This window comes from Sulfurimonas denitrificans DSM 1251 (assembly GCF_000012965.1).
Classification (GTDB): Bacteria; Campylobacterota; Campylobacteria; order Campylobacterales; family Sulfurimonadaceae; genus Sulfurimonas; species Sulfurimonas denitrificans.
This window is the reverse complement of the sequence record NC_007575.1, coordinates 256,986-281,632: the sequence shown is the minus strand read 5'-3', so window position 1 is coordinate 281,632 and position 24,647 is coordinate 256,986. Positions and strand designations below refer to the sequence as shown.

Annotated in this window: 25 protein-coding genes; 9 read left to right on the top strand and 16 right to left on the bottom strand. The window is 35.6% G+C overall.

The annotated features are described in order from the left end of the window. Nucleotides 1-3 precede the first annotated feature (3 nt). The 15 genes from SUDEN_RS01390 to SUDEN_RS01320 form a co-directional block, all read right to left on the bottom strand. A complete protein-coding gene (locus tag SUDEN_RS01390) occupies nt 4-438 on the bottom strand; it encodes a DsrE family protein (protein ID WP_011371903.1) in 435 nt (144 codons plus the stop codon). A 1-nt stretch (nt 439) separates the two neighbouring features. After that, a complete protein-coding gene (locus SUDEN_RS01385) occupies nt 440-817 on the bottom strand; it encodes a thioredoxin family protein (RefSeq protein ID WP_011371902.1) in 378 nt (125 codons plus the stop codon). 85 nt (nt 818-902) lie between these two features. Beyond that, the gene (locus tag SUDEN_RS01380) at nt 903-2,384 is read right to left on the bottom strand and encodes an OprD family outer membrane porin (protein ID WP_011371901.1); all 1,482 of its coding nucleotides are present in this window, start codon (nt 2,382-2,384) and stop codon (nt 903-905) included. Between the two features lie 30 nt (nt 2,385-2,414). Continuing rightward, the gene (soxB, locus tag SUDEN_RS01375) at nt 2,415-4,178 is read right to left on the bottom strand and encodes a thiosulfohydrolase SoxB (protein ID WP_011371900.1); all 1,764 of its coding nucleotides are present in this window, start codon (nt 4,176-4,178) and stop codon (nt 2,415-2,417) included. A gap of 10 nt (nt 4,179-4,188) precedes the next feature. Beyond that, nucleotides 4,189-4,959 carry a sulfur oxidation c-type cytochrome SoxA gene (gene soxA, locus SUDEN_RS01370; RefSeq protein ID WP_011371899.1) on the bottom strand — a complete coding sequence of 257 codons (771 nt, stop codon included), beginning with the start codon at nt 4,957-4,959 and terminating at the stop codon, nt 4,189-4,191. Nucleotides 4,960-4,962: 3 nt separating this feature from the next. After that, on the bottom strand, nt 4,963-5,298 hold the full coding sequence (gene soxZ / locus SUDEN_RS01365) for a thiosulfate oxidation carrier complex protein SoxZ (RefSeq protein WP_011371898.1): 336 nt from the start codon (nt 5,296-5,298) through the stop codon (nt 4,963-4,965). A 52-nt stretch (nt 5,299-5,350) separates the two neighbouring features. Next, on the bottom strand, nt 5,351-5,818 hold the full coding sequence (soxY, locus tag SUDEN_RS01360) for a thiosulfate oxidation carrier protein SoxY (protein ID WP_011371897.1): 468 nt from the start codon (nt 5,816-5,818) through the stop codon (nt 5,351-5,353). Between the two features lie 16 nt (nt 5,819-5,834). Continuing rightward, nucleotides 5,835-6,359, bottom strand: a complete 525-nt coding sequence (soxX, locus tag SUDEN_RS01355) for a sulfur oxidation c-type cytochrome SoxX (RefSeq protein ID WP_011371896.1) — start codon at nt 6,357-6,359, stop codon at nt 5,835-5,837. 90 nt (nt 6,360-6,449) lie between these two features. Further along, nucleotides 6,450-7,619: a sensor histidine kinase gene (locus tag SUDEN_RS01350; protein WP_011371895.1), complete on the bottom strand. Its 1,170-nt coding sequence runs from the start codon at nt 7,617-7,619 to the stop codon at nt 6,450-6,452. Continuing rightward, the gene (locus tag SUDEN_RS01345; RefSeq protein ID WP_011371894.1) at nt 7,609-8,262 is read right to left on the bottom strand and encodes a response regulator transcription factor; all 654 of its coding nucleotides are present in this window, start codon (nt 8,260-8,262) and stop codon (nt 7,609-7,611) included. The genes SUDEN_RS01350 and SUDEN_RS01345 overlap by 11 nt, the downstream gene beginning before the upstream one ends. Further along, complete coding sequence (locus SUDEN_RS01340; RefSeq protein WP_011371893.1) at nt 8,259-9,353, bottom strand: cache domain-containing protein; 1,095 nt, start codon at nt 9,351-9,353, stop codon at nt 8,259-8,261. The genes SUDEN_RS01345 and SUDEN_RS01340 overlap by 4 nt, the downstream gene beginning before the upstream one ends. Nucleotides 9,354-9,371: 18 nt before the next feature. Continuing rightward, nucleotides 9,372-9,836: a DsrE family protein gene (locus tag SUDEN_RS01335; RefSeq protein WP_011371892.1), complete on the bottom strand. Its 465-nt coding sequence runs from the start codon at nt 9,834-9,836 to the stop codon at nt 9,372-9,374. 66 nt (nt 9,837-9,902) lie between these two features. Next, the gene (locus tag SUDEN_RS01330; RefSeq protein WP_011371891.1) at nt 9,903-11,114 is read right to left on the bottom strand and encodes a molybdopterin molybdotransferase MoeA; all 1,212 of its coding nucleotides are present in this window, start codon (nt 11,112-11,114) and stop codon (nt 9,903-9,905) included. Next, nucleotides 11,111-11,548: a molybdopterin synthase catalytic subunit gene (locus SUDEN_RS01325; protein WP_011371890.1), complete on the bottom strand. Its 438-nt coding sequence runs from the start codon at nt 11,546-11,548 to the stop codon at nt 11,111-11,113. Before SUDEN_RS01325 ends, SUDEN_RS01330 begins: the two co-directional genes overlap by 4 nt. Before the next feature lie 3 nt (nt 11,549-11,551). Next, nucleotides 11,552-11,773 (bottom strand): MoaD/ThiS family protein, encoded by a 222-nt coding sequence (locus SUDEN_RS01320; RefSeq protein ID WP_011371889.1) that lies wholly within the window; start codon nt 11,771-11,773, stop codon nt 11,552-11,554. 105 nt (nt 11,774-11,878) lie between these two features. On the opposite strand from SUDEN_RS01320, the gene SUDEN_RS01315 reads away from it, so the two are divergent. From SUDEN_RS01315 to SUDEN_RS10965, 5 genes are all read left to right on the top strand, one after another. Continuing rightward, nucleotides 11,879-12,529, top strand: coding sequence for an MqnA/MqnD/SBP family protein (locus SUDEN_RS01315; RefSeq protein ID WP_011371888.1), 651 nt, complete (start codon nt 11,879-11,881; stop codon nt 12,527-12,529). Beyond that, the gene (locus SUDEN_RS01310) at nt 12,523-12,987 is read left to right on the top strand and encodes a YhcH/YjgK/YiaL family protein (protein WP_011371887.1); all 465 of its coding nucleotides are present in this window, start codon (nt 12,523-12,525) and stop codon (nt 12,985-12,987) included. The genes SUDEN_RS01315 and SUDEN_RS01310 overlap by 7 nt, the downstream gene beginning before the upstream one ends. Nucleotides 12,988-13,164: 177 nt before the next feature. Beyond that, complete coding sequence (locus tag SUDEN_RS01305) at nt 13,165-13,965, top strand: hypothetical protein (RefSeq protein WP_011371886.1); 801 nt, start codon at nt 13,165-13,167, stop codon at nt 13,963-13,965. Beyond that, entirely contained in the window at nt 13,962-14,978 is a 1,017-nt protein-coding gene (locus SUDEN_RS01300; protein WP_041672169.1) for a hypothetical protein, read from the top strand. The genes SUDEN_RS01305 and SUDEN_RS01300 overlap by 4 nt, the downstream gene beginning before the upstream one ends. Before the next feature lie 251 nt (nt 14,979-15,229). Then, nucleotides 15,230-18,427 carry an ABC transporter substrate-binding protein gene (locus SUDEN_RS10965; protein ID WP_011371884.1) on the top strand — a complete coding sequence of 1,066 codons (3,198 nt, stop codon included), beginning with the start codon at nt 15,230-15,232 and terminating at the stop codon, nt 18,425-18,427. On the opposite strand, the gene SUDEN_RS01290 is transcribed toward SUDEN_RS10965, so the two are convergent. Next, complete coding sequence (locus SUDEN_RS01290; RefSeq protein ID WP_011371883.1) at nt 18,401-19,081, bottom strand: response regulator transcription factor; 681 nt, start codon at nt 19,079-19,081, stop codon at nt 18,401-18,403. The genes SUDEN_RS10965 and SUDEN_RS01290 overlap by 27 nt on opposite strands. A gap of 148 nt (nt 19,082-19,229) precedes the next feature. On the opposite strand from SUDEN_RS01290, the gene SUDEN_RS01285 reads away from it, so the two are divergent. The 4 genes from SUDEN_RS01285 to SUDEN_RS01270 are packed head-to-tail and all read left to right on the top strand — an operon-like array spanning nt 19,230 to nt 24,420. Beyond that, nucleotides 19,230-20,510 carry a DUF4347 domain-containing protein gene (locus tag SUDEN_RS01285; protein ID WP_011371882.1) on the top strand — a complete coding sequence of 427 codons (1,281 nt, stop codon included), beginning with the start codon at nt 19,230-19,232 and terminating at the stop codon, nt 20,508-20,510. Nucleotides 20,511-20,516: 6 nt separating this feature from the next. Further along, entirely contained in the window at nt 20,517-21,479 is a 963-nt protein-coding gene (locus tag SUDEN_RS01280; RefSeq protein WP_011371881.1) for a putative Ig domain-containing protein, read from the top strand. Beyond that, nucleotides 21,400-22,095 carry an Ig-like domain-containing protein gene (locus SUDEN_RS01275; RefSeq protein WP_083756747.1) on the top strand — a complete coding sequence of 232 codons (696 nt, stop codon included), beginning with the start codon at nt 21,400-21,402 and terminating at the stop codon, nt 22,093-22,095. The genes SUDEN_RS01280 and SUDEN_RS01275 overlap by 80 nt, the downstream gene beginning before the upstream one ends. A 51-nt stretch (nt 22,096-22,146) precedes the next feature. Continuing rightward, nucleotides 22,147-24,420 carry a DUF4214 domain-containing protein gene (locus tag SUDEN_RS01270; protein ID WP_158301036.1) on the top strand — a complete coding sequence of 758 codons (2,274 nt, stop codon included), beginning with the start codon at nt 22,147-22,149 and terminating at the stop codon, nt 24,418-24,420. The last annotated feature ends 227 nt before the right edge of the window (nt 24,421-24,647 follow it).

Below are 24,647 nucleotides of genomic sequence, written 5' to 3'. Positions count from 1 at the left end.
CTATTATGGAACGATATATATCCATCCCTCTTTTACTCGCTCTGTAATCTCTACGATTCCAGCAGTAACTATTAGTGTATCTTCAAGAAGTTCTTCTTTTTTGATATTTTTGGTTCTCATTGTATTGCCACATGCATAAAACTCAACATCAAGAAGCATAAGAGCTTTTACTCTAAGAGCAATATCTTTATTGGTTTTTAAAAGAGCTTTTATCCCGTGGTAATAGGCAACTATTCTCATCTGAACATTTTCAGGTCCATAAAATTTTAGTACATTGTTTGCACTACTTAAAACATGATTTATCTCTTCATCGTTTGCGCTTTTTATAGAAAAGATAATTTGTCTAGGTTCAGTGATGCTAGGCTCTGGTTGTGCAAAAACAGTATCTGCATGCAAAAGGAGGCTAAACATCAAAAATACAAGAGCATAAAGTTTCATGTTACTCCCCTTTGATATTTTTAGTTAGATCTTTAAAATCTTCTTTACTCCAAGAGCCTGGTATCATCTTTAAAATTTTTTGGTTTTTGTCCAAAAAATAAAAAGTAGGAGTCATTTTTACATCTAATTTAAGATCTATTTTGTCATGTTCGATGTTAATTTTTACAGGAATAAAACGCTCAGCAATCCAACTGCTAAACTCTCTATCTTCTAAAAGTTTGTCCATTAAAATGCAGTATCTGCAATTATCTCTAACAACATCAATCATTATGATTTTGGAGCTTGTTTTTTGTATCTCTAACGCTTCTTCATAAGTATAAAACTCTGCAGAAAAAAGTAAACTAACACAAAAAACAAGAGATACAATAACTTTTTTCATTTAAATAACCATCCTTACATGTAAGCTATCTTTGCCACCTAAAAAACAGGAGAGAAAATTAGGTGGCAAGGAGTTTTAGCCTATCTTAAAAAAGGTAGTTTATCTCAAAACGATATTCGTTATATGAGTCTTTGTTTACACCTGAAGTACGTTCATCAGCATCTATAAATGCAAGACGTATTTTTGCATCTAAAGTAGGTGTAAGCTTTTGCACTAAATCTATATGAATAATGCTTAAGTCAGCTTGTCCGCCTGATGCTTGTTTTTTCTCATCAGAATTTTGAATAGCATAACGACCCATTGCGCTAAAACCATCTAAGATTTTTGCTTTGCCAAAGTCATATTTTCCTTCAACCATTATAGTCTCAGCATCTGCTTTCCAGTTCACCTGTGCCATTGCACGAGTGTATCCACCTGTTGGGAATCCACGCCAAGGTGCTACGATGTCCGCTTTATCTTCTACTTTTGAGTATCCAATATGCCCTTTAAAAGCTCCAGCAGATGCCACTAAACGAGCCATCCAAAGAGATGTATCAAGAGAATTTCCGCTCTTATATCCTCTTGAAGCAGCATTAGCATCGGTAACATTTCCAGCTAAACTTGCTCCACCAATTGCACCTGCTCCATTATCAAACTGTTCCATATAACGAACACCTGGAGTAATTGTAACACCACCAAGTGGGATATCATAGTTTAACTCTCCTATAACACTAGAGAGCATATCTGGAACTGCTGTATATGTTGCATCCACTTTTAAGTTTTCTATAGACTTATTACTAATAGCTGCTACTATTAGCTCATTGCTTGTATCTTTATTTGCTGCTTGTAGTCTTGCATAAGTTAAACCTTGGTGAATACCTGAGTCGTCATTATTGTTCCATGAATCACCAGAAGAGTCTTTAAATGTCAAAACATCATGAAAAGTAGTATGGTCACGAAGTTTTTGAGCTGTAAAGTATGCCGCTTTTAGAGTTGTTTTTGGCAAATCTTTAGACTCTACACTTATACCTTCAAAAGTATTTGGAATCATCTTTGTATCATTAGATGCAGTTAGTGCTGATTCAAAAATTTGACGACCTAGTTTAAAGTCTGTTTTTGAGATATTGTATTGCAAGTAAGCTTGAGCTAAAACTACCATCTCCCAATCGCCATCAGCTCTAACATCATATCTGCTAAATGTATCTTTACCAGATTTAACTTCACCTACATCACTATCATTTTGTCTCCAGTTAGAGATTGGGCTGTTTGAGTAGTAAAGTCCCGCCGTTGCACTTAAGCCTGCAAGCGGTGCTGTTTTATAGATTAAGCTGCCGCCTAAACCGAATGCTTTGTTATCTCCATTGTCATCATTTCTAAAATCCCATCTAAAAGCGTTTGTTCTTAAGCGACCATAAAACATACCCTCTGTAAAAGCCTCACTAAGGTTATTTGCGCTTTTTGGAAGTGTGTTATACACCTCGTTCATATTACCCTGTAGTGTTCTCTTTGGTTTTACTTCCTCTGCACTTAATGCTGTTGTCATTAAACATACCAGCGCAGTTACTGCACTTATCTTAAGTAATTTCATTTTTGCTCCTTATTTTTTAAATGTAGTTGCTTAATCGCAACTTCTTGACCCTTTAGTAGGGCACCCACAATCAAAATCAACCAATTTTACATTGCCTTTATTGCTAACATCCACGACTTTTTTGCGTTTTATGTAGTCTCTAACAACATCATAAACTGCTCTAGTCTTTGCTTTTTGAAGGTTGCTACCAGCATTTTGCAGGTTTCCACCCCATGAAGATACGATATATATTTTCTTAAGATCAATATTTTTGCCACCAATCTTAAGGTTTGTAATACGCTTACCATTTGGATTACCAACAGTAATGTCATAAGTAGCTCCACCCAAACGGCTCATATCTCCACCTTGTTGATAGAGTGGATTTTCATTAAAGACATTATCTGCGATATCCTCTAGCAACTTAGCAATTTTATTGCCTTCTAACTCAAAAGTATAGACATTTGGATATGTTATTCCACACATCTCATAAACGTTATCCATTAAAATATTTTCACCTGCTAAAACAGTTGTTCCCCATCTATAACCAGGTGTAAAAGAGATATCACACTTCATCTCATCTAAGATAGCATCATTTATGAGCTGATCAAAGGTTGAGAAAAAAGTATCTCTTTTATAGAGAATATTTTTAGTTTTACCTAAAACTTCACTCATCTCTGCTGCGTATGGAGCATAAAGTTCATCTACAAGTTTTACTCCCGCTGGATCAGCTGGAATAATATTTGAAGCTATAGGGATAAGTTTATACTCATAGTTATTAACCTTACCATTTTTTGCATCAATATCTAAACGACCTATATATTTTCCATGACTTCCCGCTATAACAATAACAGTCCCATCAATAACAATAGGCATTGGAGAAGGGTCATGAGTATGTCCGCTAAGAATAAAATCAATTCCTTGAACTTTTCTCGCTACCTCTTGATCAACACTAAAACCATCATGAGATAAAAGAACTACACAATCAACTTTGTGCTCATCTTTTAGCTCATTAACATACTCTTGAAGAGACTCTAAGCGCAGACCAAAACTCCATCCTTGTGTAAACTCTTTAGGGTTTGCAGTTGAAGTAAAAGGGAATGACTGTCCAATGATACCTATCTTAGCACCACCTCTCTCTTCTATGGTGTATGGTTCAAAAATTAGCTCTTCAAATTCATCAGAAAAAGAGTCATCTCCAATAATATTTTGAGAGATGAATTTTGCATCAAGCATCCCTATTAACTCTTTTACACGTTTCTTGCCATAAGTAAATTCCCAATGTCCAACCATTACATCAACACCAAGATAATTTTGTGCTTTAACTATCGCTTCGCCATTACTCTTTAGTGCAACTCCTGTTCCTTGCCATGTATCGCCAGAGTCAAGGAAGAGAACATTATCTGCTCCTCTTGTTTTTCTAACATGATCTAAAACTGTTTTAATATGAGCAACTCCGCCCATTTTTCCAAACTTCTTAGCCAAAGATTCAAAATCTATATGAGTGTCAAAGTAAGCATCTAAGCTACTTGGCTCAAGCCCATAATGTTTTGCAAAAGCATCACCACATAAAAAGCCAGGTGTTCCAACTAAATTTGGAGCAGAAATCAGAGTTGATGGCTCTCTCCAAAACAGTGGTTTTAAATGTGCATGTAAATCACACATGTGAAGTAGTGTAAAGTTACCAGTATCTTTAAAACTAAATATATCTTTTAATGAAATCTGAGCCGCACCTCTTGGTGCAGCACTAGATATTGTTGCCATACCTATGCCAAAAATAGCACAGATATGCATAAAATCTCTTCTTGAAACTTCCATCTAATCTCCCTTATCTCTTTAAACCTGGAATAGCTATTGGAGCACCTTTTGCTTCGTGAGTGAAGTAAACTTCAAGTGCCGTCATCTCTTTTGAACCAAGTGGAATCACAGCTAATAGTGCATTTTCCATACAACCTTGGAATCTCTTTTGAAGAGTTGCAAGCTTTGATTTTGTCATTCTATATGCTGGCCACGTTGCAGCTGAAGCATTTCCTTTTGCAGAGATATCAGGAAGTGGCTGTGTTCTTAAAACTGCACCAATAACATTACTGTTATGACAGTTATAACATGACAAACCTCTACCGCCTCTGCGAGTGTTAAAAACCTCTTTACCAAGTGCATAAGCCTCTTGCATATACTTGTTTGCATTTATATCAATGTTGATAGCTTGCTCATTGCCGAGTGATTTTACATAAGATGACATGTTAAACATCTCTTCACTCTTTAGCGTATATGCTTTAGCACCGCTATCGTGCATAAATGCTTGAAGCATCTGGTCTATGCTTACAACTGATTTGTACTTATCTATATATCTTGGAAACCCTGCCAAATAAGATGCAAGAGAATCTTCACTTTGCTCTAAATACTTAGCTAAACTCGCCGCTCCTCCAAGTGCATCTAAGTGTTCTGAACCAGAAGCCAACATCATATCTGCTGGGTTATTGTCTAATAACTCCTCATATAAAGCTCTATCAGCGTCACTCATAGAAAATTGTTCGCTACCATAAGCTAATGATGAAGCAACAAGAACACTCAACGCTATTTGTAGTACTTTTCTCATCACTTATCCTTTTGGTTTAATCTCTTCACTGCTCTCTTCAACAGTACCTTTGCTATCTGTAAATGTAACTTTTAAACTCCCTGCCCCATCTATTGTCATATATGTAGTTATTACAGGATTTACAGATAGAGTCTCCCAGATATTCATAGTTGTAAACACTTTGCCGTTATACTCAAACTTCGCACTTTTAATATAATCAGCAGGTATTACCTCACCAGTTTTTTTATCTTTTCTAAGTCCAGTCTCCATCGGGTGCATAACCATGAAACTAACTTTTACCACGTCGCCATTTTTATAAGTATTTGGCTTGATTTTAATTAATGTTTTACTTTTTGACATTTTATTTTCCTTTTTATTTTATATTTTTTTACTATTTCATTAAACGGTTATATCAACCGCATCCGCCGATTGTTACTTTAACACTTTGTGAAGCGATAAGGAAATTTCCATTACTTAACTCTGCTAATGCTATTACTTCTTGAGTTTCGCCTAGTTTTACACGAGTTGATAACATAGCTTTACCATTTGCAGGTGATAAATGTGCATCAATACAACGAGAGTTTCCATTTTTAGCAGCAAATATATGAATAGCTTTTACATAATCACTATCAGTCATAGGATAATCTATCTCAACTGTTACTGGAACAACAGCCCCATTTTCCGCAATTTCAGGCACTTTAAGTGAAACTTTCTCAGATGGTTCTGGAGTCTTTCCACCTGTAATAGCCGCTAATGCATCTTTGTAAGCAAGCGCATTTGAGGCTTTTGGCTTGTCATCTGCTGCAAAGCTCATTGTTGGAATAACTGCTACAGTTGCAGCACTTAAGCTTAAGTTCTTTAAAAAATCTCTTCTTTTCATCTTTTTATCCTTTTATTTATTTTTTTGATAAGACATATGAAGCTAATTCACATATCTCTTTTTCATTGAATAGTTTTGTAGTTAAATTTACCGTCATATCTGTATGAGGATTATCAACTCTTGGGTCTGCAATTTTTGCATATACATATTGTGCATCTCTAACACCTGTTTTTACAAACATCTCTGTGTAGTTGGTTAAATCTGGTCCAATATTTCCACCGCCTACAGCGCCTTCTATATTATGACATGCAACACAATTTCCATACTGTTTTGGCTTGCCATTTTCAACTGTTTTACTTAAACCCTCAGGAGCATTCCCTTTTGCATTTTCACCGTTTAAATTGTGAAATATATACGCTCCTCTAGCAATGGCTTTTGAGTCTGTAGTTATACATTCTGTTGGCATCTTATTTACACCAAGAGGTGGCAGTAAATCTTTTTGAATTATCTTTTGCGCATCAGGAACTTCAATTACACTACTATAATCAGCAGCAAAAACACTCATCCCTAAAAGCAGTGACAAAGTCAAACTTCTCTTCATTGTAAACTCCTTTTTTCTTAATTTCGAGGACAAGTTTAACAGTGAAGTATAAAATTTATGTAAAATCTATTTTAAATATTAAAGATGTGGCTAATTCTTTATGGAAATGAGGTTTTTTGGGAATTTATATGTAAATGTCGTCCCTTTTTTAAGTTCTGATTCTACACTAACATCGATATTCTCTTTTTTTATAATGGCTCCAACTATATTTAAGCCTATTCCAAAACCACCGACTTGTCTGCTCTCTCTGTAGTAGCGTTCAAATATTCTCTCTACATTGTCTATCCCAATGCCATAATCCCTAAATGAGAGGAGATACTCCCCCTCCTCATTTATATCTGTATTTACCTCTATGATATTTTGCTCATAAGAGTACTTTATAGCATTTGATATATTATTATCAACTATTCTTTGAAGCTGCTTTACATCCATATTTATAAATACCTCATTTTTCATATCACTTAAAATAGAGATATTTTTCATAAGCGCTATCTCGCTAAAGTACTCAATGCGCTCATCCAAAAACTTCTTTATATCAATTTTTTCTCTTTTTATCTCTAACTTATTGTTTTTTGTAAGATACTCCATGTCGTTATAAATATTTGAGAGAACTTTTGTAGAAGCTTTAATCCTCTGCATGTACTTATTTTTGCCATATTTTCTACCATATAAATCCACGTTTACATTTATGATAGCAAGAGGAGTGTTAATCTCATGAATGGAATCTTTTATAAACTCATCTAGTTTTTTATTTACCTCTTTAAAGGGTTTTGCAAACCTATCTAAAAATAGTATGCTTAGTAAAAATATACATGTAACGATGGATAGAAGTATAAGCAGAGCCTTTTCGTAAACCTCATAGTACGAGAGCTGATTCTCTACAACAATATATTTTGCTCCAAAATATCTCTCCTCAGGAAGCACCATAACATAGTACGCTCTACTGCCATCTATATGATAACCCTCTCTAAAGTGTTTTATCGGCTCTTGAATTAGTGAAAATATCTCTTGAAGTCTGCTATCATAAAGTCCAGATTTAAACGTTTTAAATCTAGGATATTCAAAATAATCTTTTTCTGAATTATGTTCTTGCATAAGCTTTACTATGAGATGAGCTCTATTTTTCAACTCATACTCATTTTTTATATCTTGTATTTTTTTTATATATGATGTGTAGATAAACAGAGGGGTAAGAAGTATTATTGCAACTAAAATAGTATAGATATATGCGTATGTTAGGGCATAACTTTTATCTCTCAATTATATATCCTAAGCCTCTTCTGTTATGTATGATTGTCTCTGAGAGCTTCTGTTTTAAGTTATTTATCTGAACACGGATAGCTGAGGGCTCTACATAATCTCCCCAAACTTCATCTTGAAACATCTGCATAGAGACAACACTGTTTTTATTTTTTATAAGCATCTCTAAGAGATCTTTTTCTATCTTTCTTAAAACTATCTCTTTATCATCTTTAGTTAGTTTTCCCTTTAACATGTCATACACAAAACCCTCGCCAAGCTCTACCATATCGCTATTATCAAGATAGTAACTTCTTATGGCTTGTTTTATTCTAAGCTCTAACTCTAAGAGGTCAAATGGTTTGCGTATGTAATCACAACACCCTTTTCTATAACCCTCTTTTAAACCTTGAAGCTCTGTCATAGAAGTTAAAAATATGGCTGGAATTTTAATTCCATCTTTTCGGATACTTTGTAAAAGTTCAAAACCACTCATGGATGGTACATTTATATCTAGAAGTAGCAAATCGTAAGATTTTGCATATATAGCATCATGAGCCTCAAGCCCATCAGCAAAATCATCAACGCTGTAATCTATATCTTCTAAAAACTCTTTTATACTTATTCTTAGCGAGAACTCATCTTCTAATAGTAAAACTCTCATTTTATCTTTCCATCCACTTTTTTTATGATTTTTTGTCCAAGTATAAGCTGTATAAGCTCATCTTTTGTATAGTGATTTAGTTTTTCATATCCAAGTTCTATATAGTCACTTTGCATATCCAAAGGCACTCCGTCTTTCATGTAAAGCAGTGATTTTATATCTGTAAACTCTTTGATTGTTGCATCTGCTTGCTCATGTTTTACAACATCATATAGAGCTTTTTTGGTAATATTTATAAAAAATGAGGTTTCATCATTTTGCTCTTTAAAATATTCAAGATATTTCTTATTTAATACAAACACAAACATTCCAATTGATTCAGAATCTCCATTTTTCATATTTTCATAAAAGAGATAGCTATCATCGAGAGTGATGCTTCTGTTAATTTTAAGCTCTTTAAAATCAACTCTTCTAAGAAGAGCTAAATTGTTGTGGTTATAGTTTCTGTTTGCTACTATGTATCTATCAACCGTCTCATTATTTTGCATAAAGACAGCTATATCATAGTACTTATCATCCATAAGCACATAAAAATCAACACCTATTTTTTTGAAAAAATCTGTTATAGAATCAAAAAAACTAATAATCTCTACAAAGCCTAAAAGAGTCTCGCCTCTATAAATGGGAACTGTTGTTTTTATGCTGAGCAAGCGCCCAGTCTCAATGGAAGAGCGAGGAGTTTTATGTGTGCTGAAATATTGAAGATCGCTTCTGTAATCCTCAAGTGGCATACCCGTATATATATCATCCCAACTTCTTGCAAAGATATGATAATCGGGAGTGAGTATCTGAACTTTTATATCTATCTGTGTAAAGTTTTTTATCTCTTTTGTGATTCCAGAGAGTATCTTATATCCAAGATGTTCATCTTCATTCTCTAGAGCATCTACTAGAGCGCTATTTCTAGAGAGCATTATTGCCATCTTTAGCTCATCCATCTTCTTATTTTTTATCTCAGACTCCAAGGCTAAGACAAACTTATCTAGAATGTAACTGACATTTTGTTTATCTATGGCATACCTAAGAGATAGCAGTATGTAGATTATTAGAGCTACTACAAACAAAAATATCGGGAGTGTTTTTTTTAACATGTAAAATTAAACAACTTCCTAATTGATGGGAATATATGCATAACCATCATTTTGTGCATCTATAAGCCCAACTATAGCACTTGGCGTTACTTCGACAAACTCTAAAACATTCTCCTTAGAGATATTTCTTGCTTTCATTCCAGCGCCACACATTAAAAATTTTACATTGTATGTTTTTACAAGAGAAGAGAGTCTTTGGTGTATATCTTTAGCTTTTGGCTCAAGCTCTTTATCTTTTTTACACTCTGTTTTTGAGAGATCTTTTACAAAAAACTTATAAGCATCTCCATGTATAATGACTACAATATCTAGCTCTTTAAAATTAGTTTGATAGTGTGCATTGTTAAATGCCACTCCTTTTATCAACCTTGTTTCAAACCTTGCAATATCTGGTGTTGTAAGATCAAAAACTGCTTTTTTCACATCGCTATCCGCTCTAGCTAGTCCTAACAAAACAACTAAAATCAGAAACAACTTTTTCATCTTAACCTCTTTATAAAAATTTTCTAAAACTAAAGCATAGCCCTTAAGTGTAAAATATGTGTAAAATCAGAAATTTTGGATAAGAATAACATTTACAAAAGTGCCCTCTTGCAAATCTCCATCATCTTCGCCACTAATCATAAGAGCGCACTCATTTAACATATTTGTCAAAATTGCTGAACTTCCTACTTTTTTATCTTTAAAGTTTATAAAATATTCACCATCTTCTACTACAACGTTACATGCAGTAAACTCAGTTAAACGACTTCTTTTTTTAAACTCTTCGCTGAGTTTTGCCGCTACCATTCGATATGCACTCTCTTTACCTAACATTTTTGCAATTAATGGAAGTACATAAAGAATTGCAGTAACAGTTGAAGAGTATGCAAACCCTGGAAGAGAGAGTATAAATTTATCCTCTTTTTGCGCAACTAATATATGCTTTCCAGGCTTAATAGCCACACCCTTAAAAAGAACTTCAGCTCCAATACGAGGCACTATATCTTTTACAAAATCATAATCTCCAACGCTAACGCCACCAGTGCTGACGACAATGTCAGCGCTTAATAGTGCATCTTGGAATGTCTGCATAATGAGACTTTTATCATCCCCGACTGTTCCTAGCTGAATCACCTCTGCTCCAGCTTGTTCAAAGAGAGCGGCTAATGTGTAGTTGTTTGAGCTTCTTATCTGTGAAGGGTTATCGCTATGTTCGCCCAAATCTAAAATTTCACTTCCAGTTGAAATAACTGCAACTCGTGGCTTAAGAGCTACTTTTACCATAACATGATTTAGTGCCGCCATAACGCCAATCTCTGCAAAACCTATCTTTGTACCTTTTTGAATCAGTACATCACCAGCTCTGTAACCTTCGCCAATTGGGCGAACAGATGAGCCTTTAGGAACACTTTCATTGATGATGATTGCTCCATCTTCAAGTGTAACATTCTCTATCTGAATAAGCGTATCTGCGCCATGAGGCATCATAGAGCCTGTAAAAGTTTTAATACACTCTGTGCTCTTAATAGTACGTTGTTCATCGCTTCCAGCGGGGTTATAACCAACAACGGCAATTTTGCCAAGCTCCAAATCGGAGTGCATAACTGCATAGCCATCCATAGAAGCTGTTGGGAACTCTGGGTCATTATGTTTTGCTATTATATCTTCGCTTAGAACTCTACCAAGAGATGCGCTAAGTGGAACATTCTGACTTCTTGATGAGTTTACATGTAAGAGAGAGAGCATTGTTTGACTTGTTTCGTATGATAATAGACTCATTTTAAAATTCCACTCCCTTTTATTGCCGTTGAGCGATTAAGCGCATATATTCTCTTAGCATCTTTTAAATCGTACTTCCAGATAGGAGCAGTTGCTTTAAAGTCCTCTACAAACTCATCTATAAACTCTAGTGCTACGCGTCTCTTTGGAGAAAAAACTGCTGCGATATACGATGACTCATGAAGCATCACATCTCCACGTGAGTGTGCCATTTTTATAATAGCGCCCCTCTCTTTTGCCTTTTTTTGCCAAGCATCAAACCAAGAGTTTAGTATCGGTTCATATATATCAAAACTAAGCCCATCAATCCCATCTTCGCTTCGTACAGTTCCAACAAATGGGATATAAGCGCCATAATTGCTAGAAGCTTCTTGTTCATACCACTCTTTTAAAATGCGAGGCACATCAAGCGCTCCATCATAAAGATAAAGCATACCTCAACCCCCGCAAACTGGTGGTAAAAGAGCAACTCTATCGCCATCTTTTAGTGCGAAATCTCTGCTTGACACTAGAGTATCATTTACAGCAACAGCAGAGTTTTCTAGCCACTCGTGCATTGTTTCATCTTTTTTAAGTATCTCTGATAACTCATTTAAGTTTGTAATGTTAAGCTCCAAAGACTCTTTTTGTATTGGACCTAAAAATTCTACTCTTACCAAAAGGTTGCTCCCAAACTATATTTTTATGGCTATGATTATAGCCAACTCATCTTTTTTATAAGTTAAGAGATGTATAATTTTGCCAATTAAGTGGCGGAGGAATTTGTGGTTTTTGGAAAAATTGAGTATCTAAATCTTCTCCCTTTTCATATTTTTATGAAAAGATTTACAAGAAGTTCTCAAGCGAGCATGAGTATGAATTACTACAAAGATGTTCCAGCAAAAACAAACAAAAAGTTTCTCTCACGCAAAGTTGATGCCGCATTTATCTCCAGCATCCGTGCAAAAAATCAAAAACATATAAACCTCGGAATCATCGCAAAAAAAGAGGTACTTAGCGTTTTAGTTGCTCCAAATAAGAAAAACACTCAAGATAGCGAGTCTGAGACTTCAAATCTTCTTGCAAAAATACTACATGTAGAGGGCAAAGTGCTCATAGGCGACAAGGCGCTAAGGTATTATCTTCAAAATAAGCCACATGTAGATTTGGCTAAGATGTGGCATGAAAAATATAAACTCCCATTTGTATTTGCACTTTTATGCTACCACAACGACAAAGCACTCTATAAAAAGATAGAGAAAAACTTCCTAAAAACAAAGATAAAAATTCCAAGATATATCCTCAGAGAAGCTTCAACTAGAACAAATATATCGGAAGAAAATATATTAAACTATCTAAAATATATCTCTTATAACTTTGATAAAAAAGCAAAAAAAGGGCTGGAGAAATTTTATAAAGAGGCAAAAAAATGGTAATTGATAAAATAGAAAATTGGCAAAAATATCCATTTGGAGAAGCGTGGCAGAGAGCTTTTACCTTTTTAAACTCTCTTACATCAGAGACAAAAGATGCAAAATATGAGATACAAGGCGATGAGATTTATGCAATCGTTATGAGCTATGAGACTCTCTTAAGAGAAGATGCTATGCTTGAATCCCATAAAAAATATATAGACATTCAAGCAACACTAAGAGGAGTCGAGGCTTATGAGTGCCACTCAAGAGACTCTCTTGTTGTAAAAAAACCTTATGAGGCTCAAAAAGATATAGAGTTTTATCAAACAGAAGCAAAACCCCACTCTATCTTAAATATCTCTGTTGGAGATTTTGTTATGTTTTACCCCTATGACGCCCATATGCCTTGCTTAAGCGTGGATGATAAAAAAGAGCTGATAAAAAAAGTGGTAATAAAGATAAAAACAGAGTTATTATAGTTTTTTACTATTTTCTAAAATATTCTCAATCTTGTTTTTGAAAAATAAAAGGTGCTGCAATAACGTATTTTTTAAGTTCAAGTGATTCTGCCGTTTTGAGCATCATCCCTCTATAGCGCATTTTAGTTACTCATATATCTTCATCAAGAGTATATATTAAAATTGAAGATTTTTTACATGCGATATAATATAGCTATGAAATACAACATTAAACTTTTTGTAGCGGCCCTTTTAACTATCTTCTTAATTTTATTTATTTGGCGTGCTAGTTACCACTACGGATGTTATACTCTTTTGTTACCCATAATAGTGCTCTTTATAATAAGCCATAGTTTTGTTGAGCTTAAAATGCAAGAGAGGTTTTGTTTTAGAGATTGTTATTTTGTTGAAAAATCATTTTTCGCCAATCTACTCTCATCACGCTCTTTTGTAGTAATATTTTATATTATCTTATCTCTTTTAATGACTATCTCCCTAATCTATGCTGTTATAGATTTTAAGATGTTTTTTTGGATATATCTGATTTTTCAACTTCTCTTTGCCACATTCATATTTAAATGGTTTAAAAAAATCCTCTCCTTAAGTATCAAGCAGAGTTTTTTAAGCTTGTTTTCTAGAGAGCTCTCTATTAACATCTCCTCAATACTTTTGTTATTGGTTTACGTTTACATCTCACTAGAAGGCTATGCACCTGAGTATTTAAGAGAAACTTTAAAAGAGACACAGGTAGTAGCTTCAAATACAATATCATCTAGTTGCTATATAACAAACTATATATTAAAGGTCAAAATTGAGATAGATAGTATTTTTTGGTGGTCATTTAGCAGCTTTGCAGAGCATATTGATAATACACTTCTAAAATCTATTGCTTGGTTTGGCTTTATTTTTATGAATGGCTTGGCTATCTTGGGTCTTAATAGATTTATCCTTCAAATTGTATATTACCTAGATAAACTCTTTAGCAGAGATGCCACTTGAATAAAAACAAAAAGAGAGCAAACATACTCTCTAAAATGTCTAAATTTGAAAAAATATTTTGGCTAACTATAATCATACTAACTGTTATTTTTATAATATTACAAACACTAGCCACACTAAACAAATCTCAATCAGACGCACCAAAAGAAGCACTTGATTCTGTTATAATTGGTATCAATTTAGACAAAGCAGATAATAATATATCTCTCAATATCAAGCAAGAGATAGCCAGTATAAATAGTGCAATAGATATAAATATTGATAATATTTTTGCTTCTGTTCAAAAAAATATAGACCCATTTTTAGATTTTCATTACTCGGTTGTTGGAGAGTACATAGAACTTGGCGCAATGGCTACTGATAGGATAAATGAGACTATTCAAAAAAAATTATTTGGCGCTGATTTTCAAAACAGTGTAAAAGAAGCTTTTAAAAAAATTGATATAAAGTACGATGAGAGCATAAATAGCCATATTCAAATGATACATGAAAGCGCTACTCTTAACATAGATTATAAATTAAATAACGAGATTTTAAGTAGATTAGAAAATGATATAAGCAGTTTTACATCAATGCAAGAGGGTAAATTAAGCCTAATTCTAGGTGCTAAACTCATACCAAAAATTGCGCAAGCAATTAGTACAAAAATAGCACTAAAGGCTTCAAGTAAGTTTTTGCTTAAGAGCAGTACAAAAGCTGGCGCAAAATATGCAACTACAGGAACTGCTGCTTTAGCTGGAACTACATGTGGTCCATTTGTATGGATTTGCTCTCCATTATTAGCTATAACAGCTTGGTTTAGCACTGACGCTATTGTCATAAATATAGATGAATACTACAATAGAGATGAGTTCAAAAGAGAAATATTAGAAGTTATAAATGAGCAAAAATCAATTTTAAAAGATAACGCTAAACTCGAATACAAGCACTCATTTGAAGAACTATCAAAAAATATTCGCTTAAAGTATAAAAATACCGCAATAAAAAAATTAAAGATTAAAGAGCAGTTTTAACATAATCTGTTTTGATAATTTTTTGCGATATGTTTGCGATATTAAAAAAGTATAATTACTCAACTTCTACTCAAAGGCAAAGCATAATGAAAATTTTAGTAGTGTTGTTTTTTATAAGCCTGTTTGTAAGTTGAGTGAAATTCTCAAAAAAGCAGATATGTCAATGTATAATGCTAAAAAATCAGGAAAAAATCAGCATCAAATCTATAATAATATTTTTAAAAAAATCATCTCCTAAGTAAACAGGCAATATGCAATTTATTTTCAGATTACTCTTTATTACTCTAGCAACTCTCTCCTCTCTTTATTCTGAGCAACTTCAAAAAGTCTCACTTCAGCTTCAATGGTTTGATCAGTTTCAGTTTGCTGGGTATTATGTTGCAAAAGAAAAAGGCTTCTATGAAGATGCTGGACTAGATGTTAGTTTACTAAAATTTGAGAACTCGATACTCCCAATAAAGAGCATCCTCTCAGGCAGTGCTACTTACGGAGTTGGAAGATCAAATCTTATTATTGAGAAGAGCAACGGTAAAAGTGTTGTGCTCTTAGCATCCATCCTCCAATCCTCCGCATCCGTCTTTGTAACAACAAAAGATTCAAATATCAGCACTGTAAAAGACTTTGTTGGCAAACGAATTATGCTTAGCGATGATGTTGTCTCAGACCTTGGACTAAGAGCCATGATAAATAAAAAAAATGTTCCAACTGGCAATATAGTTGTGCAAAAAAACTCATTTGACATCAATGATTTGATAAACCATAAAACAGATTTGATGGCTGCTTATCTCTCAAATGAGCCTTTTTTACTGGAACAAAAAGGGGTTAAATATACTATTTTTGATCCCAAAGATTATGGTCTAGATGTTTATAGCGACATACTCTTTACAAGCCAAGAGGAGATGAACAACAACCCACAGCGTGTAGAAGCTTTTACACAGGCATCATTAAAAGGGTGGCGATATGCTTTTGAGAATATTGAAGAAACAGTTGCACTCATTTTAGAAAAATACAATTCTCAAAACAAATCCAAAGAAGCCCTTCTTTATGAAGCTGCTGTTCTAAAAAAACTCGCCTACGCCAACGGTGCAGAGTTGGGTCAGCTAGATATGACAAAAATAGAGAAGATTTATGACTACTACAGCAGCATGGGCTTAATCGAAAAAAAGATAGATTTTAAAAGTTTTGTGTATCAAGTAAAAAAACCACAGATTTCATTTTCAGAGCAAGAGCGAGAGTTTATTTTAAAACACCCAGAAATACTCTTGAGTGATGTGCAGTGGGAACCATTTTCTAGCATAAGTGGTGGAAACAATAGTGGTGTTTTTAAAGAGTATTATGATGAGATACAAAAAGTATCTGGATTGAAATTCTCTTTTGTGCAAATAGGCAACGCAGAGAACTTTCAACTCGTTCTCGATGCGCTAAAAGAGAAAAAGATTGATATGATTGATGGAACAGGAAAAACAGATGCAAGGGGCGAATATGCACTCTTTGCGGGACCTTTTATGCAAGTTTCACTAGGTATTGCTTCTTTGCGTGATAATCCATACACCACACTCAACTCTCTTGAATCAAAAAAAATCGCCATGGCATCAGGGGGAACGGCTATGGAGTTTATATACCAACACTTTAAAAACGCCAAAATTTATGAAACAGAGTCAGTCGATAAAGCACTCAGCCTTTTATCTCATCGTAAAATTGATGCTGTCATAGATAATTTGGCAGTGGTTGATTATGGTATCTTGAGATACAATAACTCAAATCTGCTCACAACACAAATTGATGACTATGATTTTAAAATTTATGCTCTTATTCGCTCAGACTACCCTCTTTTGCAAAGCATCATGCAAAAATCCATAGAATATATCCGCTCTCAAGAAGAGATAAAAATTAATAATACAATCATCAATGATGCACTCTATCGTGTGCCAAAACAGGTTTCACTCTCTATTGCTCAAAAGCAGTATCTAAGTGAGAAAAAAGAGATTACCATGTGTGTTGATCCTGAGTGGGAACCGTTTGAGAGCATAGATGAAAAAGGGGTTCATCAGGGAATTGCAGCTGATTTGATTCGTCTTGTTTCTGAGCGAACAGGAGTTGCTATAAAACTGATTAAGACTGCGACATGGGAAGAGTCTTTAGAATTATCTAAAACAAATAAGTGTGATATTTTGAGCTTTCTCAATCAAACACCACAAAGAGAACAGTGGCTTATTTTTAGTGACACGCTTTTATCCGACCCCAATGTTATTATTACGCGAGAGGATCACCCTTATGTTGTAAATTTAAGTGAAGTTCATAACGAAACAGTTGCTTTGCCTCAGGGAACTATGTTAGAGGAGCGTCTTAGAAAAGATTTTCCATCCCTAAAGATAATTTCAGCAAAAACTGAAGAAGAGTCTATGTCGATGGTTTCACAAAAAAAAGCAGATATGACTATCCGTTCTTTGATTGTCTCTGCAAATGCCATTAGAAAAGAGGGTCTTTTTAATCTCAAAATAGCAGGTCAACCAAACAACTACGAAAATATATTTTCTATAGGTGTGCTTAAGAGCGAACCTATATTAATCTCTATTCTCAACAAGGGAATACACAGTATAACAGACGAAGAAAAAGAACAAATCGTTAACAAACACACAGCTATAGTACTCCAAAAAGAATCTGATGAAAAAGTACTCAAGGCAGCATTTTATGGAACAATCTTTCTCCTTATGGTTTTAGCTCTTATCTCTCTATGGAACACTCTTTTGAGAAAAAAAGTAAAACAAGAGGTTACGAAAAATATTGAGATTAAGGAGCAGTTATTTCAAAAGAGTAAACAAGCTGAGATTGGCAACCTAATAGCTGGAATCTCGCATCAGTGGCGAGAACCGCTCTCAAAACTAAGTTCTATAAATCTCATAACTATTGCAAAGCTGAAAAATGGCATCCCGATAGATAATGAAACTATGCTAAAGCAGAGTGATGAGATAGAAAAAACGATTGATTTTATGTCTGTAACTATGCAAAACTTTTTGATGTTTTACAAAAAAAGCACAACAAAAATCAACTTCTCTGCTCTAAAATCTATAGAAGCTTCACTCTCCATAATCGAGACAAAACTTATAGACAACAGTGTAACTATGGAGATAAATGGAGATGAAGGCATCCTACTTTACGGCATAGAAAACGAGTGGATGCAGGTATGGCTAAATCTCATCAACAACTCAATCGCAATCTTTATAGAGAGAAAAATTGCTACTTCAAAAATAACCATCAACGTAACAAATGAAAAAATTACTTTTTGTGATAATGGAGGAGGTATGAACATGGAGCAAAAACATCATGGACTAGGAATCAACATGTGCCATGACATAGTTTCAAAGTATGAGAAAACTTTTCATCTGCAAAACTTTGAAAATGGAATCTGTGCAACGATTTTGCTAATGAATATTAAAACGAAATCCTAAGTCTGGAATTGTGTAGATAAAATTTTTGCCAAAGCGTCTTCTTATGCGAAGCATAAAGTTTGTCACTGCAGAATCGCTCATATCTTCAAACTCCCAAACGCTCTCATGTAGCATCTCTTTTGTGATGAGCCGCTCACTATTGTAAGCTATGAGTTTCATAAATTGAGCCTCTTTTTTATTTAGAGCATACTCCTCTTCATCTTTTTTCAAAATACAGAGCTTTGTGTCAAAACACCAGCCATCTTTGAGATTGATTTTTTCTTTGGAATTTATTATGATTTTTTCACTACATATCTGCAACGCTTCGATTAGTTCCTCGTATTTTATGGGTTTTAAAAGATAGGCTGAGAGATACAGCGGAATCGCACGAAACAAAAACGACTCATCTTTATGCCCGCTAATAATCATGATAGGAGTTAACAAATCGGATGAACGAATCTCTTTTATAAAATCAAGACCATTCTCATTTTTAAGCTTAATATCGCAGATGATAATATCTACATGTCGTGATTTTAAAATAGCTTTGGCTTGGCTTATTGTAACTACATGATAAATAGTTTTTATAAAAATATTGAGCAGAACAATTGTATTTTGTGCAAATTCAAGATTGTCTTCTAAAAACAAGATACTTTTATCTTTGAGGGTTTCTAACATCTATTCATCCATTACTCTTAATTTTAAATAGAAGTATAACTATCAAACATCGCAAACACATCGCAAAAAGAAATTTTTCGTTGCGATATCGATGCGATATTAGAATGTTAAAGTTTTGCAATAGTAATTTTATCCAGAAGGAAATCTCATGCAACACACACTTTTAAACGCTACATCTCTTATATTTATAGATGCTCACTTGGAAGAGATAGACACTCTTTGTGCAAATCTTCCACATGATGCAGAAATACAACTTCTCAATAGTGAAGAAAATCTTCTGATTCAAATCGCAGCACAACTCAAAAATCGTAATGATATCGCAGCTTTACATCTTATCACACATGGTCGCTCCGGCGAGCTACTACTGGGTGATAACGGTGTTTTTTTAGAGACTCTACCGCTTTATGGCAAAGAGCTTTTGGCTATCACTCAAGCTATGAGCAGTGAAGGTGAAATCCTCATCTATGGCTGTGAAGTCGCATTTGGCGAGAGAGGTTCTGCATTTGTAGAAATGTTACGAGACATAACAGGACTAAAAATCGCCGCTTCTACCCACAAAGTGGGTTCAAGCGAACTTGGCGGGAGTTGGGAGTTGGATAATGCACATGTTAATTCAATAGTATCGCCTTTGGTGGTTAGTGAGTTCAAAGGAGTGTTAGACCCGTCGCCCGATACTACAGCCCCAGTTATTACAAGTACACCCATAACTACGGTAGATGAAGGGTCACGCTACAACTATGCTTTAGCAGCTACTGATGATAATACCGTAACATGGAGCGTCAAAGGCGGCACTGCCCTACCAAGCTGGCTGAGTTTAGGAAAAGGAGAATCCTTAACAACTCTTGTTCCTGATTTTTCTGATCCGAGAGGTATGGCATATAATGAAGTGACAGGCGATATTTACGCAACTGCAAATTCATTTTTGTCGTTTATGATGGAAGTTGCAACAGAGTCCTTTATCTGGAAAATATCGCCTAATGGTGATAAGGCACTATTTACTACATCAGTTTCTGGACAAATTGGCAGTATGGTGATTGTAGGAGATTATTTGTATGCCGGGAATTTATCGCTTGGGAGTGGGATAGCCGGAGAAATTGTTCGCTATGACTTGAGTGACACCGATGGTGCGGTAACGCCAGAAGTGCTTCTTTCTCTGGATTCTCCAGGAATATACAGTGCTGGAGCACTTGGCTTAGCAGCACATGGTAGCTTTTTGTATGCCGTGGATTATGCCAACAGCAAAATCCTGAAAATTGATTTGGCAAATCTAACAGCCGAACCGATGGTTTATCTCGATTTGGGCCTCCAGAACAAATCTCAACCTTACGGAATTGCCTTCGACGCCGCAGGAAATCTTTATGGCACTTTGCTCGGAGCGCAAGAAGGCGGAGTTGGCGAGGTTTACAAATTCGACGGGACGAATTTTTAAATCGTCATGTCAGATACCGGTGAAGGTGCTGCGCTCCATGGTAAACCGACCGATATCAAGATCGATGCTGATGGCAACTTTTATGTTTCACATTTTTTAATGCTTGAAAGTTCTGGGATTTACAAATATGCTAGCGATTTTACTGAAGTAGCAGAGATTAGTGCAACAGCCAATACATGGTCGATGATTATCAATAATGATGGTCTTATTGTCGCAGGTGATTTACTCATTAGTGAAGATTTCTCTATTGGTGGTGAAATTTTTAAAATCGATACACTAAACTATGCCTTATCAGGAACACCGGATTCAAGTGCCTCAGGCGAATACCTTATAACTCTTATAGCAACAGATGCAGACAGTAATGCAACTGAGCATACTTTTACGATTACGGTAAATGATGTACCAGAATCACAAGCCGCACCAGTCATTGACCTTTTCACGGGTAATGGTGGAGAAGGCACAAATAATTTCACGGGCGAATCCTATGACTACAACCTTGTGCCATTCACCAATGGTGCTTCACCTATTTCTGATGCCGATTCAACCGAGTTGCAAAGTTTGAAAATAAGCATTCCGACAGCGCAACTGACTCGCGAAAGTTATACCGAATACCTGACAGATGGTGGTGGGGATTGGGATATTCAGATTGATCTGAATCTTAATTACGTCGGTAGTTATACTACTCCTGATGGTAACATCACATTTGATTTGCAAAGCAGTGTTATTGACAATAATTGCGTAATAACATTCACTGGACAAAACGGTAATGCCGAGTCGGTGGCGGCTTTCAATGAACTACTCTCCTTGTTACACTATAGATATAACAATGGGAAGGTAATACAAGGTGGCTTAGAGAGTCATCAGCGCACTTTCAGCATCACTGCAGTAGATGCTGAGGGCAACGAAACCACAACTCCGGCTACCTTTACCGTCGCTCCGGGGGGCGGATACTGTTGCACCAGAATTTGATGGTGAGGAAGGTAATCCTTCGGACGGTGCTACTGATGTTTCCGTAAATGGCGACAATGGCTATCTTTCCTTTGGGTTTACAGAAGATGTCACGTTGGTTAACGACAAAACAATCACACTCTATAAAACAGATGGAAATGTATTAGTTAAAACATTTGCGACAGGTGATGGCGAGTTATTTGAAGTAGATGGTTCGAATGTCTATATAGATTTGGGTAACTTTATGCTTGATTACGCTACAGATTATTATGTAAAGATTGATGCTGGTGCTTTTATTGATGAAGCTGGAAACGAATTTGCAGGCATCACTGATGCCACTACTTGGAACTTCAGCACCATGGCAAAACCTGATGGCATCTGGACACCGGTCGGTGAGACATTTGGTACAAGTTGGGGTAGCAGCGATTTAGAATTTTCGGGTACCACACCGTTTGTATTGTTTGATACACAGGATGCTGATTGGAATAATGTGTTAACAGTTAAGACTCTCGATAATACAGGAAATTGGGTTACCGTTGGCAATGAGGGATTCATTACGGCTAATCAAAGCACATCCGACCTTGAAATAGGACCAGATGGTAAACCGTATGTTGTTTCCTATGAAAGTGGCTTCTAAAAAAACTTTATAACCCTTATGCGACTAGATACAGATAATACAGGTTGGGAGATGATTGGTGAACAAATAGTTAATAATTCTTCAGTATCTCCACAAATAGAAATTTTCGGAAATCAAGTTTATGTGGCGTACCGAAATACAAATACAAGTCTTACAGTAAAAACACTCAATTTAGGGGATGTAACACCTACTTGGGCAGACTTGGGGGTAATCTCTTTAAGTAATGGCGGGTCTCCATATAGCAGTTTTAAAATGGCACTCTCAGCCAACGGAACACCTTCTATAGCATGGGCTGACTCCAATAATTACACATTAAATATTGTGAAATACGACAGTGATGCAAATGATGGAGTCGGTGCTTGGGATTTACCTACTGAGGTCTTTAATTTTGGGGGTTGGAATGGTCAGGCAAAACAAATTGATCTAAAGTTTAATGGTGAAACTCCTTATGTTGTTTTTCTAAAAAATAGCTGGGAGGGCGCTTTTGTATATACAACGACAGAAGAAGGTAGCTGGGAAATACTAGGCAGCACAATTGAATTAGGCAATGCTGCATCTTTGGACTTAGAATTTGACAACACCGGAACACCTTATATGATTTCATCCGACTGGCAAGGCGTTGTGGTTGTGAAATACAACAGCGACACATCCGCTTGGAATGAACTCGATCCGACAAACTCGTCGTCAGCCTTAGCGAACACTAAGGTTGACCTTCAGTTTGATTCAAACAATAAACCTTTCTTAGTAGGGCATGATTCGAATGGAGAGATGGTTTACATGGAATTTGGACCTGTACCCGAATCATCAGATAATGGCGGTGGCAGTAATGGTGATGAAGATAACGGTGATAACGATAACAATGAAGATAACGGCGGCGGTGCAACTCCTCCACCACCATCAAACGGCGGCGGAAGCTCAACACCAGTTGCTCCGACTTCACCAGTGACTCCAGCACCAACAGCTCCTATCGTTTCAACAGTAGATGGAACAACAGTACAAACAACAACTACGACGCAGACAAGAACAACAACTGATGCAAGTGGAAATAAGACTACAGCGACAGTCTCTGCTGAAAAATTCACAATTCTACCGGTAAGTACAACACGAACAGACTCAACAGGAGGGGCAACTACTGCAGATGTTCCACTTTTTTGGGGAGAGAGTAGTCGTACAGAGTGGGCAACTACGGCTAGTATTCCTGTTGGAATTGGTTTAAGCACGGAAGGTTCACGTGCACCTGCCGAAGTTCAAACTAAACAAACTGCATTGGCGGATTTAATATTTTATATTGATAATACGACACCTAATACAGATAACGGAAAAAGTAAGATGCTCTCAGGTGGAACAACATTCTTAGGTGCATTAAGCAATATTGAAACATTGGTAGTAAATAAAGTTACGTTAACATCAACAGATATAGCAGCATCTGTTACGCCTATTACTATTACAGGAACTGCAAATACAATTGTAACAACAGCAGGGGATATTGCACCAGTAGAAGCGTTGGTTATAGATGCACATACTTTACCATTTAACTCAACCCTTCAGCTTCAAAATGTAGAGTTTGCCGTTATTATTGGAGAAGATTTGACCATTAGAGGCGGTGAAGGTAAAAACATCCTCTTTACAGGAGCAGGTCACCAAAACATTATGCTTGGAGAAGATGATGATGAGCTTTATGCAGGCGATGGAGATGATACAGTTGGTTCTGCTGGAGGAGACGACCGCATATTTGGTGAAGCAGGAAATGACACTATTTTTGGTGGAGAAGGTAATGATATGCTTCATGGAGGAAGCGGCACGGATGTCGCGACATATAGCGGCAATATAGCTGAGTATATTATCACAAGAGATGAAGGTAAAACTTATGTAGCTCTTGCATCAAATCCAAATGAAATAGACACTATCATTAACACAGAAACAATTAAGTTTGCAGATGGTAATTATACTATCGAAAATAGCATAATGTTAAATAAAATTGCTACTCTATATACGCAAATATTAGGTCGCCAAGCAGAGATAGATGGTTTCCAATACTGGGCAAAAGATACAATTAGCTTAGGAAATATAGCATTAGGGTTTATTGAATCTGCGGAGTACAAATCAAGCAGTGGAGTTAACTGGGAAACATTGGATGCTTCGGCAAAAGTAGAACAGTTTTATGAGGCACTTTTAGGTCGTTCTTCAGATGAAGGCGGAAAAGCCTATTGGGTTAATGCAATAAATACAGGTATGACGTTTGAGCAAGCAGCAGAAGGTTTTATAGAATCTATTGAAATGCAGGGTATTTATCAGGCTAAAGAGGATTGGAACTTCTTTGTATAAGAGTTACTTTTTTTATATTTACATGTAGGGTCGAAACGCCTTACATGTGAATATAAAAAGTGCTTTGTTTTGATTATTAAATATTTCCCATAGAGTAAACAAAAATCAAAAGATTTTCCTTTGATTATACTTCACTCGCTTGACTCCACGATTTTTATTCTAAAATAGAAACTTAAATAGTATGTTTTTGTATAAAATTTCTACCACAAACAACTTCTCTCATAGGC

Bases quoted from the DNA above. Each gene is read 5' to 3' on its own strand.
- SUDEN_RS01390 (WP_011371903.1), bottom strand. From the start codon at position 438: ATGAAACTTTATGCTCTTGTATTTTTGATGTTTAGCCTCCTTTTGCAT.
- SUDEN_RS01385 (WP_011371902.1), bottom strand. From the start codon at position 817: ATGAAAAAAGTTATTGTATCTCTTGTTTTTTGTGTTAGTTTACTTTTT.
- SUDEN_RS01380 (WP_011371901.1), bottom strand. From the start codon at position 2,384: ATGAAATTACTTAAGATAAGTGCAGTAACTGCGCTGGTATGTTTAATG.
- soxB (WP_011371900.1), bottom strand. From the start codon at position 4,178: ATGGAAGTTTCAAGAAGAGATTTTATGCATATCTGTGCTATTTTTGGC.
- soxA (WP_011371899.1), bottom strand. From the start codon at position 4,959: ATGAGAAAAGTACTACAAATAGCGTTGAGTGTTCTTGTTGCTTCATCA.
- soxZ (WP_011371898.1), bottom strand. From the start codon at position 5,298: ATGTCAAAAAGTAAAACATTAATTAAAATCAAGCCAAATACTTATAAA.
- soxY (WP_011371897.1), bottom strand. From the start codon at position 5,818: ATGAAAAGAAGAGATTTTTTAAAGAACTTAAGCTTAAGTGCTGCAACT.
- soxX (WP_011371896.1), bottom strand. From the start codon at position 6,359: ATGAAGAGAAGTTTGACTTTGTCACTGCTTTTAGGGATGAGTGTTTTT.
- SUDEN_RS01345 (WP_011371894.1), bottom strand. From the start codon at position 8,262: ATGAGAGTTTTACTATTAGAAGATGAGTTCTCGCTAAGAATAAGTATA.
- SUDEN_RS01340 (WP_011371893.1), bottom strand. From the start codon at position 9,353: ATGTTAAAAAAAACACTCCCGATATTTTTGTTTGTAGTAGCTCTAATA.
- SUDEN_RS01335 (WP_011371892.1), bottom strand. From the start codon at position 9,836: ATGAAAAAGTTGTTTCTGATTTTAGTTGTTTTGTTAGGACTAGCTAGA.
- SUDEN_RS01330 (WP_011371891.1), bottom strand. From the start codon at position 11,114: ATGAGTCTATTATCATACGAAACAAGTCAAACAATGCTCTCTCTCTTA.
- SUDEN_RS01325 (WP_011371890.1), bottom strand. From the start codon at position 11,548: ATGCTTTATCTTTATGATGGAGCGCTTGATGTGCCTCGCATTTTAAAA.
- SUDEN_RS01310 (WP_011371887.1), top strand. From the start codon at position 12,523: ATGGTAATTGATAAAATAGAAAATTGGCAAAAATATCCATTTGGAGAA.
- SUDEN_RS01305 (WP_011371886.1), top strand. From the start codon at position 13,165: ATGCGATATAATATAGCTATGAAATACAACATTAAACTTTTTGTAGCG.
- SUDEN_RS10965 (WP_011371884.1), top strand. From the start codon at position 15,230: ATGCAATTTATTTTCAGATTACTCTTTATTACTCTAGCAACTCTCTCC.
- SUDEN_RS01290 (WP_011371883.1), bottom strand. From the start codon at position 19,081: ATGTTAGAAACCCTCAAAGATAAAAGTATCTTGTTTTTAGAAGACAAT.
- SUDEN_RS01285 (WP_011371882.1), top strand. From the start codon at position 19,230: ATGCAACACACACTTTTAAACGCTACATCTCTTATATTTATAGATGCT.
- SUDEN_RS01280 (WP_011371881.1), top strand. From the start codon at position 20,517: ATGTCAGATACCGGTGAAGGTGCTGCGCTCCATGGTAAACCGACCGAT.
- SUDEN_RS01275 (WP_083756747.1), top strand. From the start codon at position 21,400: ATGCTGAGGGCAACGAAACCACAACTCCGGCTACCTTTACCGTCGCTC.
- SUDEN_RS01270 (WP_158301036.1), top strand. From the start codon at position 22,147: ATGATTGGTGAACAAATAGTTAATAATTCTTCAGTATCTCCACAAATA.